Origin of the sequence: Paraeggerthella sp. (genome assembly GCF_048427265.1) — a bacterium.
Classification (GTDB): Bacteria; Actinomycetota; Coriobacteriia; order Coriobacteriales; family Eggerthellaceae; genus Paraeggerthella; species Paraeggerthella hominis.
In genome coordinates this window covers 1-12,919 of the sequence record NZ_DBFOSR010000016.1, presented here as the reverse complement: position 1 = coordinate 12,919, position 12,919 = coordinate 1, and the positions used below count along the sequence as shown (strand labels likewise).

The following is a 12,919-nucleotide window of genomic DNA, read 5'->3' as shown; positions in this document are numbered from 1 at the left end:
TCCATGCTGCCGAAGGTCGAGGCTTGCATCGAGTACGTGCGCGCCTACCCCGAGGGCAAGGCCCTCATCACCAGCCTCGAGTGCGCCGCCGCGGGCCTCGAGGGCAAGACCGGCACCATCATCACGGCGTAGTTCCCGCCGCATCGTGCAGCGCCCCGCTCCCTTCCAGGTCGGAGGGGCGGGGCGCTCGTGCACCCCGTGCGTGGGCGCTTGCGCGTAAAAAATCCCTGCCGCTGGCAGCTTTTGTCGGTTTGAGGTCGTTTGGTCTGGCGCCGTGAGCGTCCTTAGGAGTCCCATCCGACGTCACAATGTTCTGACCAGGCAAAATAAAAAGCGAGCAAAGAAGGGAGATAAGCGGAGCTCCTCTCGACGACCTCAAACCGTCAAAAACCGCCAGCGAGGGCGGTTTTTTCGTGCGCAACTCCTCGAGGCTTGCTCCCTTTGGAATTTTGGGCACGACTCGAATTGTCACAGGTACCGATTCGCGCCCAGGTTTTCCAAGCGGCGGCCCCCGGCTCCCGGGGTTTCTTGTGGGGACGAGCGCGCTTGCAAGGTGTCGGGCGAGAGCGGAAGCATCAACCCGACCAGGCTTGATGTGGGCAGCCATGTTCGGAAGGCTCGCCAAACCCTGGCCCGGCAACCGAAACCCCAACGACAGCATAGTTGATCGCGGCGACCTCCATTTTGCGCAAAACCGCCTTCGATACGGCCGCGTGCGTATCTGCGGTGGTTTGGCATCGCGCTTTCGCGGTGAAAATGATGCCAGGCGGCGGGCTTTCCGCAGGCGCAACCTCGGGTTGTTTGGTATAGTGATGAGCCGATTGGACCATCGCAACGAGAAAGAACACCATGTCGTTAATCGTATGCAAATTCGGGGGCACGTCCGTCGCTTCGCCTGAGCGCATCCAGATGGTTGCGAAAAAGCTCATCGCGAAGAAGCAGGCAGGGCATGACGTCGTGGCCGTTGTGTCCGCTATGGGCAAGACGACCGACGAGCTGGTAGGCTTAGCCGCCTCGCTCAACGACAATCCGCCTGCTCGCGAGATGGATCGCCTGCTGTCCACGGGAGAGCAGGTTTCCATGACGCTTCTGGCCATGGCCATCGAGGCGCGCGGCTACAAGGCCATGAGCTTCACCGGACGCCAGGCCGGCATCGAGACGGACGGAACGCACGCCAAGGCCAAAATCGTGAAGGTGCACAACGAGCGCATCATGGATGCGGTTCGCAACGGCATGATCGCGGTGGTGGCCGGATTCCAGGGCATCGACGCGAACGGCGACATTACCACGCTCGGCCGCGGTGGGTCGGATACCACGGCGGTGGCGGTGGCGCATGGCCTTGGGGCCGATGTGTGCGAGATCTATTCGGACGTGGACGGCGTGTACACGGCTGACCCGCGCGTGTGCCCGCGCGCGCAGAAGCTCGACGTTATCAGCTACGACGACATGCTGGAGCTTTCCAGCTCGGGCGCGGGCGTGCTGCAGATGCGCGCCGTGGAGTTCGCGCGCAAATACCAGGTGGTCATTCATTCCCGTTCGGCGTTCTCTGATGCCGAAGGCACCTATATCAAGGAGGATACCGACATGATGGAGGAAGCCGTCATCACCGGCGTAGCTCACGACACGTCCGAGGTGAAATTCACGATTCGCGGCGTACCCGATATGACCGGCGTGGCTGCGAAGGTGTTCTCGGCGCTGGCGGGCAACAACGTGAGCGTGGACATGATCATCCAGAACATCTCGCTTGACGGCATCACCGACATCAGCTTTACGTGTCCGGGCGCCGATCAGCAGCGTGCGTGCGAAACGGTGGAGCGCATCCTGCCGGATATCAACGCGCGTGAGTACGATGTTGACGAGGATATTGCGAAGGTGAGCTTGGTGGGAACGGGCATGAAGTCGTCGCCCGGCGTGGCCGCAAAGGCGTTCCAAACGCTTGGCGAGAACCAGATCAACATCCTGGCCATTTCCACATCGCCTATCCGCTTGTCCGTGGTGGTGGACGGCGCGCAAACCGCGCAGGCCGTGCGCTGCCTGCATACGGCGTTTGACCTGGATTCCGATAGCGTGTTCGAGGAAACGCAGCTGAGCGCCGAAGAAATCGCTGCGAAGATGAACAAGGGTCGGTAAAGGTTGCGTCGTTCGGCAGAACGACGCAACCCCTCTCGCTGACTGACTGCGCCAACCTGGAGCCCCGCTTCAACCTGGGCGGCGCGCGCAAGCGGCAGAGACACGCATGCAACCTGAACGTCAACCTGGAAACAAGGGGAAAGGGAGATTACCGATGGCTTGGACGAAGGAAATACCGGCGAACCCGGTGGTGGCTATTGCAGGAGCAACGGGAGCCGTGGGCGCCGAGTTCTTGCAGGTGCTGCATGACCTGGACTTTCCCGCGAGCGAAGTGCGCGCGTTGGCGTCCGCTCGTTCGGCAGGCAAGGCTTTGCCGTTCTTGGGCTGCGGACAGGTGCCGGCAGGCGACCTGATCGTGCAGGAGATGACCCCCGAGTCGTTCCAGGGTGTGGATATCGCGCTGTTCAGCTGCGGAGCCGGCATGTCCAAGCAAATGCGCCAAGCCGTAGTGGACGCTGGCGCCGTGATGATCGATAACTCCAGCGCGTTTCGCATGGACGAGGACGTGCCGCTGGTGGTGCCCGAGGTGAACCCTGCGGACGTGGCTTGGCACAACGGCGTGATCGCGAACCCGAACTGCTCCACCATCCAGATGGTGGTGGCGCTCAAGCCCCTGTACGACTTGTCGCCGATCACGCGCGTGGTGGTGTCTACGTACCAGGCGGCCAGCGGCGGCGGCGCGCCGGCCATGGAGGAGCTGTACAGTCAGACGAAGGACTTCCTGGGCGGCACGCCTTCCGAGGATCTGACGGTCGAGGTGTTTCAGCATCGCATCGCGTTCAACTGCATTCCCCACATCGACGTGTTCATGGACGACGACTACACCAAGGAAGAGTGGAAGATGGTCGTCGAGACGCAGAAGATCATGGGCGATCAGAACGTCAAGGTTGCGCCTACGTGCGTGCGCGTGCCCGTGCTGCGCTGCCATGCCGAGTCGGTGAACGTGGAATTCGCCGACGAGGTGAGCGTGGAGGCTGCGCGCGAAGCGCTCGAAGCGTTCGAGGGCATCACCGTCATGGACGACGGCGCTACCAACACGTATCCTATGCCGGGCCTTCTGGCGGGGACCAACGACACCTACGTTGGTCGCTTGCGCAAGGATCCCACGGTTGAGCACGGCCTGGCGTTCTGGGTGGTCGCCGATCAGATTCGCAAGGGCGCAGCCCTTAACGCGGTGCAGATCGCGCAGCTGCTTCTGCCGTAAAGCCCATATGGCAAAGCTCTTATTCGACGGCCGCCTGCTTGGGCGGCCGTCGTTGCGAAATGAAGGGAAAGGGGTAGGGCAGGGGTGCGTTTCTTCGTCTTGCCCCTTTGCTTCGTTCGCCTCGCTTCGCCGTTGTCCGCTTGCGGGAAGGCGCGTTCGGCGCAACGCATCGAGGACGCGGCGCGGATGAACTTGCGCTCGCTTGCCGCGCTGCGTTCGGACGCTCCTGCATTTCGCCAGGTGGTTGGTTTCGGTGCCGAAACAAACGTGCCCTTTCGGATTCGTGCGGATCTTTTAAGGTAAGCTAACGCATCGGACATATTCGCGAAGAAGGAGGGGCCATGCTGGTGGGTTGGGTGCGGGCATTGGTGAACCCTCCTGAGTTCTCGGACTATCGCGAGGCCGTGCGTGAGCAGAATCTGTCCATGATGAAGGGCTTGTGCCTCGGCTGCTTGATCGTATCGTTCGGCGCCGTGCTCCTGGAGCTTATTGACGCCTCGTTCGGATTCAAAGGCGCGGGCGCGTATGCGCTTGCGGCGCTTTCCGTCGTGGGCTGCGTGAGCACGCGAACCGTTCTTGCCCGCCGCCTGGATATCGTGCTGGTTGCGTACTACGCGTTCTTGGGCCTGATGTTGCTTTTGTTCATGCTCATGGGAACCGTATGGGATACCGAATCGGCGGCTATCACGTTCATCATGTTCATGGTGATGCTGCCTTTGTTCGTGCTTGATCGGCCGTGGCGCATCGCTCTTTTCATCGGAGCCGCAACGGCTTTGTTCTGCTTTTTGGCCACGATGTTCAAAAGCCCGGAATTGGCGTTGGCCGATGTGAGGAACAGCGTATCGTTTTGCTTCATGGGCATTGCGATAAACGCGGCGTTCATGCGGGTCAAGCTGAACGATGTGGTGACCAGGGCGGAATTCGAGAAGCTCAGCACTATCGATTCGCTGACGGGGGTGCTCAACCGTCGTTCGGGGGAAAGCCTGATCGAGTGGCTGCTCGAGGCTCGTGAAGAAGGCGTGCTGTCGGCGCTTGCCATGGTGGACATTGACGACTTCAAGCAGGTGAACGACACGCACGGGCATAGCGTGGGCGATGGCGTCCTGCTCAGCGTCACGCAGGCGATCGAGCGCGAATTGCGGCCCGGCGACGTGCTGTGCCGGCTGGGCGGCGACGAGTTCGTCGTGTTCTTCTCGAAGCTTGCGTCGCGGGAGGAAGGGGTTGCTCTTGCTCAGCGGTTCGTGGAGAACGTTCGGAAAGGTCACGAAGAAGCCACGGGAACAAGCGTGAGCGTGGGGGTGGCGTACTGTCCGGATTCGGGAACCGATTTCGCTTCGCTGTACCAGGCGGCCGATCAGGCGCTGTATCGTTCGAAGGGCGAGGGGAAGAATCGGGTTGCGTGCGCCGGGCAGGTTGCCTGACTCCGCGCTTTGTTTCAATCTTTGCGAGTGAAGCTTTATACTGTGCCCCATGAAAAAAATTCGATTGGATACGCTCCTGGTGGAGCAGGGCTATTTTCCCCATGCGGACGCCGCGTTGCGTGCGGTGCTGGCGCATGAGGTGAAGGTGGACGACGTGTACGCAACCAGCGCGGCCGTGAAGGTTTCGCCGGACGCCGACGTGGTGGTGAAGAATCGCAAGCGCTTCGTTTCGCGCGGCGGGCATAAGCTGCAAGGCGCGCTCGACGCGTTCGGGCAGAGCGCGTCCGGCATGCGCTGCATCGACATCGGCTCGTCGACCGGCGGGTTCAGCGATTGCTTGCTGCAGGCGGGCGCGGCCTCTGTGGCGTGCGTGGACGTCAACTACGGGCAGCTTGCCTGGAAGCTGAGGCAAGACCCGCGCGTAAGCGTGTTCGAGCGGACGAACATCAAGCTTGCCGATCCGGGCAGTCTGGGCGCTCCGTTCGACATGCTAGTGGCCGATCTCAGCTTCATCGGGTTGGCGCAGCTTGCACCCGTGTTCGCGCGGCTTTCGCATCCGGGGTCTATCTTCATCGGCTTGGTGAAGCCTCAGTTCGAGTCGCGCGCGGGCGAAACGGAAGGCGGCGTGGTGCGCGATGCGGCCGTGCGCGAGCGCACGGTGGCCGAGGTACGCGAGGCGCTCGAGGATGCCGGGTTCGACGCGACGGGCGTGGTGGAGTCTCCCATCACGGGCCCGGAAGGCAACGTGGAGTATTTGGTGCGCGCGGTATTCGAAGGGTCTGGTGCATGACGGAGCTGTTCTCTGCGAGAAGCTTTTCGGGCGCATGTCAAGAGCGCCTTTCCCCGTCGTTTTTTGGAACCAGTTTAGTACTCGTTTGGATACAATGCATTTTGTATGCTCGCTACATTTGGGTTGATTCCGGGTTAACCACTGTTGAGATCAACTTTGCGCGCTGCGCGTGCATCGTGGCGCTGGGAGCAATCGCGCTTCGAAAGCCGTTCTCTCATCGAATGCAAACGATGCTCGGCTGGACGTCGATCTTGTTGATGACGTTGGGCAGCTTGTTGTTTTTCGTGCAATCGCTTATGCCCGATCTTCCGTTTACCTTGGTTGCGGCGATTTGCTCCGGGATCGGTTTGACTTGGGGCGGCGGCATGTGGATCAATTTCTACGTACGCCTTGGCCTGCGCGAGGCGTTGCTGGTCGCGTTCGGGTCGTTGGCCATTTCCACCGTCATAGGCATTTTCATAGGCTACGTGGAGGCGAAGACTGCGTTTTTCATAAGCATGCTTTTGCCGGTGGTCATTCTGGTCATGTATCTTCAGGCTCAGAAGGTGCTTGATGCGCGCGAGGCGTGCGGAATCGTTACTCCGTCGCCGGATGACGTGTACGCGCACGAGCCTCGTTCAACTCTCGTGCGTTTGATTGTGGGCATCGCCTTGTTCAGTTTCGTGCTTGGCGTGTCGCGAGGTTTTCCGTTCGGGGAATCAATCAAGCTCTCGCCTTCGTTTCAGCTAGTGCAACACGTGGGTGTGACGGTTGCGGCGCTTGGCGTTATGTGGTGGGCGCTCGTCAAAGGCCGACGCCTGCGATTTTCGGTTTTATGGCAGGCGCAGCTTGCCGCTCTCGCGGTGGGCGTAATCATGTTGTCCACGCTTGATCCGTTTACCGGTCAAATCGGAGCTACGCTCATTGCTGTCACGAATTTGTTCCAGGTGGGCTTTCTTTGGTTCACCTCGTACGATGTTGCGCGTCATCGTGCTTTGCCACCGTACCTGGTCGTAGGTTTCTTTTGGTTCCTTCATCTGTTTTTTCGCGAGAGCGGGCGATTGGTCATGTTGGGGATAGGAAACCACGGAGGATTCGAGCAGATGCTGGTGATTGCGGGGATGATTTGCCTGCTTGCTATGAGCGTGGGTTTCCTGCTGACGGATGCCATTCCGCGGACAAGGCCGCTGTTTGCGGAGGATTGCTTGGATGGGGGAGCTCCGTCCACTCGGGAGGAGTGCCCCGTATTCTCTGCGCTTGCAAACGGGGACGTGCGCGTTCCCGACGAATCGGATCGCTTGATGCAGGTGCGCGAGCAGTACGGCTTGACCAAGCGTGAGACCGAAGTTCTTTCCTTTCTTGCGGAGGGGCGCAGTTCGTCTTACATCGCCGGGGAATTATACCTTTCGGATAATACCGTTCGCAGCTATGTGAAGAACATCTATCAGAAGCTTGACGTTCATTCGAAGCAGGATCTTATTGACTTCATGAAAAAATGACCGATTGGCGCCTTGCGCCCCTGGCTTCTTGCCGCCTGGTTTCGCATGTTCGGGCATCTTGTGAAAGCCCGGCGTTTGAAGTGAACCCCTAAAGTTAGACCAGATTTAATAAAATCGGTCACGACTTTAGGGGTTTCTTATGCCACGGGCTTTCGTTGGAGGGATCAATCTTGTTGAGCGGCCTGTCGATGTGTCGTCAGCCTGCAATAGCGGAGCGGGCTGCGATGCGCCCGAAGATCAGGCACTCCGCGACATTGCCGCCACCTTGGTACACGCCGCTCCAAATGGAGCCGAATTCGCCCGCAGAGTACAGGTGCGGAATGGGGGTTCCATCCGGATCGAGGATTTCTGCTTTGGCATTGCGAACGGGTCCACCGTCGGTGTTGAGGAATGCGGGACAGCATAACTGCGCGTAAAACGGAGGGGTGGAGATGGGGGAGAGAGTCTTTGCTGGTCGATGGAAGAAGATGTCGGCGCCGTTTGTGCAGCATTCGTTCCATTGGTCTACCGTGGTTTTTAACTCGCTTGCGGGAACGCCCATCTGGTTGGCTAGTTCCTCGATGCTGCTTGCGGAATAGGCGAGCTTGTCTGCAACCGGGTCGGACGTGGTGGAAGCAGGTATGGCTCCCGCCTCCAGACCTTGCTGGTCGAATACGAACCATGCTTTGCTTGGCTGGGCGAGGTGAGGCCATTCGCCGCCGATTTGCATGTGGCCATGGCGACTTCCAACGGCTAGGGATACGTTGTCCCTGTACGCGATATCCGACTTGTTGCTATAGCCATCCCAATCCATATAGTAGCGACGTCCGTTTGCTCCCACCGTGATGCCGAATTGCTTCGGGCACGGCGAAATGATCTGGTTGTTCGTGAACTTCGTGTTCGCCAAATCCCGTCCGGCCATCCAGAAGCCCGCAACATGTTCCATGTGCCAAAAATCCGCACCGATTTTCATGCACGCCTTATGCCCGTCTCCGGTGTTCAAGTCTTCGATGGCGGGGTGCGCGGCTCCTTGTCCAATGAAGTCTTGGCGCATGGTGGGGTTTGCCTCGAAGCCTCCTGTGCACATGATGACGCCCTTGTTTGCCTTCACGTTTTTGCCACCAATGACGGCGCCGAGGATCTCTTTCGTGGCCGGGTCTTGCACGAGCTCGCTGAGCGGGGCTTCGGTGCGGTATTCGATAACGTCAGCATGGCTGGTTATGATGCTGTCGAGCAGCTTGGTAATATGCTTCGCGCCTTTGATTTCAACGTCTTTCTTGCCGGCTATCGTGAGTTTTCCCAATGAATAGCAGTGTTCGAACTCAGGCCATTCGGGCGTAGGGGCCAAGGGGTCGTCCTTTGTGCTGGGCGGGATGATGGACGCTTCTTCCAGCGCTCCTCCCAAAGTGTTGAATACCCAGTCGTAATTTTCGGCAGCCCCCTTGGCATAGGCCGCAATTACATCGTCAGGCGTGGTTCCTTCGCTGCCGCGCATTTCGAGCATGTACTGGTTGAACGCGTTTTCGTCGTTTGTGTAAACGATGGTCCCTTTGCAGAAAGGGCTGTTGCCGCCCGGCATGGTGCCTTTTTCGGCTAGTAGGCATGTCGCGCCGTTTCCTTCGAGGGCAACCGTGATTGCGGCGGCTTGGCCTGCGCATCCAGCGCCAACAACCACTACGTCGAACTCTTCGTCCCATTTTGTGTCGGAGCCTTTGGCTGTCGAGCCCTTATCCGAACTGTTCGATGCTCCCTGCGGTGCGCATCCGACGATGCTAAGGCCTGCGGCGCCTGCAAGCGCCACGCCTGCGGTCTTGAGAAATGTGCGACGACTCTGGTTTGCAAGACTGCTTGTTTCTCCCATGCGAATCCTCCTTGGTTCGATTCATACGCAACGGCTGTTGCGCATGTGCTGAAGAAGATCCTAGAAAAAGAGGCTTTTGCGCGGCACACCCCAAGTGCGGTGTTTTGCGCGGCAATGTGGCTCCCCTGCAAAACGAGGGGGTGCGGCGGCGTTGCCGTTGACCTGCTTGAATTGTGCAGGAAAACCGTGCAATCGTTTTGCGTGCGTGAAGTGCCCTACGATCGATGCTCGTTTTCGGGAAGCACGCCTCGTATGACCCCTTCTTGTCCAAATATGCGACAATAGGCCGATGCAGTTGTGCAGGCGCGGCTATGAGCGGCGACCTGCGCGAAATTGAGAACAAGGAGCATCCGTGGCGGAATTCATTTATCAAATGTACAAGGCGCGCAAGGCGCATGGCGACAAGGTCATCTTGGACGACGTGTCGCTGTCGTTCTATCCCGGCGCCAAGATTGGCGTGGTGGGCCCCAACGGCATGGGCAAGTCGACGCTGCTCAAGCTGATGGCCGGTCTTGAGGAGGTCTCGAACGGCGAGGCGCGTCTCTCTCCCGGTTACACGGTGGGCATTCTGCAGCAGGAGCCGCCGCTCGATGAGGACAAGACCGTCCTGGAGAATATCGAGCTGGCGTTCGGCGAGGTCAAGGCGAAGATCGATCGCTTCAACAAGATCGGCGAACTCATGGGCGAGCCCGACGCCGACTTCGATGCGCTTATGGCGGAGATGGGCGAGCTTCAGGACGCCATCGATGCGGCGAACGGCTGGGACCTGGACAGCCAGCTGTCCCAGGCCATGGACGCGCTGCAGTGCCCCGATCCCGACATGCCGGTGAACGTGCTGTCCGGCGGCGAGCGCCGTCGCGTGGCGCTATGCCGCCTGCTGCTCGAGGCTCCCGACCTGTTGCTTTTGGACGAGCCGACCAACCACTTGGACGCCGAGTCCGTGCTGTGGCTGGAGCGTTTCCTCAAGAACTACCAGGGCGCTGTTCTGGCCGTCACGCACGACCGCTACTTCCTGGACAACGTGGCCGAGTGGATCTGCGAGGTTGACCGCGGCAGCTTGTTCCCGTACAAGGGCAATTACTCCACGTACCTGGAGACGAAGGCCGCGCGCCTGGAGGCCCAGGGCCAGCGCGATGCGAAAATGGCGAAGCGCTTGCAGTCCGAGCTCGAATGGGTTCGTTCCAGCCCGAAGGCTCGCCAGGCAAAGAGCAAGGCCCGTCTTGAGCGCTACGAGCAGATGGCCGCTGAAGCTGCCGCATCGAAGAAACTCGACTTCACCGACATCCAGATTCCCGTGGGCCCGCGCCTGGGGTCGAAGGTGCTCGTGGCCGAGCATCTGCACAAGGCGTTCGGGGACCGCGTGCTGATCGACGACTTGTCCTTCGAGCTGCCGCGCAACGGCATCGTGGGTGTGATCGGCCCGAACGGCGTGGGCAAAACCACGCTGTTCAAGGCGATCGTGGGCTTGGAGGAGCTAACTTCGGGTTCGCTCGACATCGGCGAGACGGTGAAGATCTCCTACGTCGACCAGAACCGCGCGGGCCTCGACCCGAAGGCGAACGTGTGGGAGGCCGTGTCCGGCGGCACCGATTACATTCGCGTGGGCGAGACCGAAATCCCGACGCGCGCGTACGTGGCCAGCTTCGGCTTCAAGGGTTCCGACCAGCAGAAGCCCACGGGCGTGCTGTCCGGCGGCGAGCGCAACCGCTTGAACCTGGCGCTCACGCTGAAAGAGGGCGGCAACCTGCTGCTTTTGGACGAGCCGACCAACGATCTGGACGTCGAAACGCTCGAGTGCTTGGAAGAGGCGCTGTTGGCGTTCCCGGGTTGCGCCGTGGTGGTCAGCCACGACCGCATGTTCCTGGACCGCGTTGCCACGCACATCCTGGCATGGGAGGGCACCGACGAGAATCCTGGCAACTGGTTCTGGTTCGAGGGCAACTTCGAGTCCTACCAGAAGAACAAGGTGGAGCGCTTGGGCGAAGAGGCCGCGAAGCCGCATCGCATCCATCGCAAGCTCACGCGCGACTAGCGCATTGTCCAACCGGTTTCAAACGAAGGGGCTGCATCAAACGTGATGCAGCCCCTTTTCGGTGTGTCCGGCGCGTTCGGCAGAGCTTTGCTGGGTCGATTCGCGCCCATAATGGTGCGGGAGGCGGCCCGTGACCGCCTCCGGGAAGCGCGCTAGTTTTTCAGCGAGTTGATCGGCGCGGGCATGCGGCCGCCGCGATGGGCGAACACCGTGCCTGCATGCTGGTTGACCGGCATGACGGGCGCGTAGCCCAACAGGCCGCCGAAGTCCAGCTGGTCGCCTACCTGCTTGCCGATTGCGGGGATAACGCGCACGGCGGTGGTCTTGTTGTTGATCATGCCGATGGCGCATTCGTCGGCGATGATGCCGAAGATGGTCTCGACGCTGGTGTCGCCGGGCACCGCGATCATGTCCAGGCCCACCGAGCATACGCAGGTCATGGCCTCGAGCTTCTCCAGGGACAGGGCGCCGGATTCCGCCGCGCGAATCATGCCGGCATCCTCGGACACGGGAATGAACGCGCCGGACAGGCCGCCGACCGATGACGACGCCATGACGCCGCCCTTCTTCACGGCGTCGTTGAGCATGGCGAGCGCGGCCGTGGTCCCCGGACCGCCGCACTGGCCAACGCCGATGGCTTCCAGAATTTCCGCCACCGAATCGCCTTCGGCCGGCGTAGGGGCCAGCGAAAGATCCAGGATGCCCTGCTGCACGCCCAAGCGGCGCGATGCTTCGCGCGCCATCAGCTCGCCCGCGCGCGTGATCTTGAACGCGGTAGCCTTGATGGCTTCGGCAACCGACGTGATGTCGGCGTCTTTTGGCAGATCGGCCAGCACGGCGCGCACCACACCGGGTCCCGATACGCCCACGTTCACCACGGCGTCGGCCTCGCCTGATCCGTGGAACGCGCCGGCCATGAAGGGGTTGTCCTCCACGGCGTTGCAGAATACCACCAGCTTGCCTGCGCCGATACACTGGCGGTCGGCCGTGGCTTCGGCCGTCTGCTTCACGATGCCGGCCATCTTGAAGGCGGCGTCCATGTTGATGCCCGCGCGCGTGGATCCCACGTTCACGCTCGAGCATACGTTGTCGGTTGCGGCCAACGCGTGGGGGATCGACTCCATCAGCGTGTTGTCGGCTTTCGAGGCTCCCTTGTGCACGAGCGCGCTGAAGCCGCCCACGAAGTCGACGCCCACTTCCTTGCCGGCTTTGTCCATGGCAACGGCGATGGGCGTGAAGTCGGTTGCGTTGGTAGCTGCGCAGATTTCGGCGATAGGCGTGACGGAGATGCGCTTGTTCACGATGGGGATGCCGTACTCGCGCTCCAGCTGTTCGGCGGTGGGAACCAGCCGTTCGGCGGCGCTGGTCATGCGGTCGTAGACCTTGCGGGCCATAACGTCGATGTCGGCGTCGGTGCAACCGCGCAGGTTCAGGCCCAGCGTGATGGTTCGGATGTCCAGGTGCTGCTTGCTCACCATCGCAAGCGTCTCGGCGATTTCTGCCGGCGTGATCTGCATGGCGTCCTGTCTTTCTCTCTGGCGTTTGGGTATCGGTACAGTCTAGCAAATTATAGGGCGGGATGCCGGGCGAGACGGGGGGCGCTGCCGACGTGACGAAATTGCGCGCGCAAAACCGCCTTCGCTGGCAGGTTTTGACGGTTTGGGGTCGTTTGATCTGCCGGATCAAGCGACCGCGACAGCATGCTTCGACTATGCAACGCCGTGACCAGGCAAAACGAAAATCGGGCCAAGCAACGATGAAAACGATGCCCGACTCGACGACCCCAGACCGTAAAAACCTGCCAGCGAAGGCGGTTTTTCGTGCGCAACTCGGTAATGCAGGGGAGTGCAGGGTGATGCGGGGTAGTGCGGGGGCGCTCTGCCCGGGCCCGCCCCCGCCGCCTCCGCAGCTCCATGCGCATGGGGGCGCTTTGCCCCCATGCGATCCCGATGCGGGTGCGCGGGCATTGTCGAGGCTAAAAAACGGTTTTGGGGCCCAAAACGGGGTGTTGGGGCGCCCAGGAG

8 protein-coding genes and 1 pseudogene are annotated in these 12,919 nt (G+C 60.8%); 7 read left to right on the top strand and 2 right to left on the bottom strand.

The window, feature by feature from the left end; all coding sequences use genetic code 11:
- The 6 genes and pseudogenes from ACMNI9_RS01545 to ACMNI9_RS01520 form a co-directional block, all read left to right on the top strand.
- Positions 1-132: pseudogene (locus ACMNI9_RS01545) on the top strand (carbamate kinase); the annotation flags it as partial.
- A 717-nt stretch (positions 133-849) separates the two neighbouring features.
- The gene (locus tag ACMNI9_RS01540; protein WP_114566456.1) at positions 850-2,130 is read left to right on the top strand and encodes an aspartate kinase; all 1,281 of its coding nucleotides are present in this window, start codon (positions 850-852) and stop codon (positions 2,128-2,130) included.
- 154 nt (positions 2,131-2,284) lie between these two features.
- Positions 2,285-3,334 carry an aspartate-semialdehyde dehydrogenase gene (locus tag ACMNI9_RS01535; RefSeq protein WP_114566457.1) on the top strand — a complete coding sequence of 350 codons (1,050 nt, stop codon included), beginning with the start codon at positions 2,285-2,287 and terminating at the stop codon, positions 3,332-3,334.
- A 341-nt stretch (positions 3,335-3,675) separates the two neighbouring features.
- Positions 3,676-4,755 (top strand): GGDEF domain-containing protein, encoded by a 1,080-nt coding sequence (locus tag ACMNI9_RS01530; RefSeq protein WP_225749890.1) that lies wholly within the window; start codon positions 3,676-3,678, stop codon positions 4,753-4,755.
- Between the two features lie 49 nt (positions 4,756-4,804).
- Positions 4,805-5,545: a TlyA family RNA methyltransferase gene (locus ACMNI9_RS01525; protein ID WP_216528996.1), complete on the top strand. Its 741-nt coding sequence runs from the start codon at positions 4,805-4,807 to the stop codon at positions 5,543-5,545.
- 365 nt (positions 5,546-5,910) lie between these two features.
- Positions 5,911-7,023, top strand: a complete 1,113-nt coding sequence (locus tag ACMNI9_RS01520; protein ID WP_418830552.1) for a response regulator transcription factor — start codon at positions 5,911-5,913, stop codon at positions 7,021-7,023.
- A gap of 196 nt (positions 7,024-7,219) precedes the next feature.
- On the opposite strand, the gene ACMNI9_RS01515 is transcribed toward ACMNI9_RS01520, so the two are convergent.
- Positions 7,220-8,863, bottom strand: a complete 1,644-nt coding sequence (locus tag ACMNI9_RS01515) for an FAD-binding protein (RefSeq protein WP_225749887.1) — start codon at positions 8,861-8,863, stop codon at positions 7,220-7,222.
- Positions 8,864-9,215: 352 nt separating this feature from the next.
- Between ACMNI9_RS01515 and ettA the strand changes: the two genes are divergently transcribed.
- Positions 9,216-10,895, top strand: a complete 1,680-nt coding sequence (gene ettA / locus ACMNI9_RS01510) for an energy-dependent translational throttle protein EttA (RefSeq protein ID WP_418830550.1) — start codon at positions 9,216-9,218, stop codon at positions 10,893-10,895.
- A gap of 152 nt (positions 10,896-11,047) precedes the next feature.
- Here ettA and ACMNI9_RS01505 read toward each other — a convergent pair whose 3' ends face one another.
- Positions 11,048-12,412 carry a PFL family protein gene (locus ACMNI9_RS01505; RefSeq protein WP_114566464.1) on the bottom strand — a complete coding sequence of 455 codons (1,365 nt, stop codon included), beginning with the start codon at positions 12,410-12,412 and terminating at the stop codon, positions 11,048-11,050.
- Positions 12,413-12,919 lie beyond the last annotated feature (507 nt).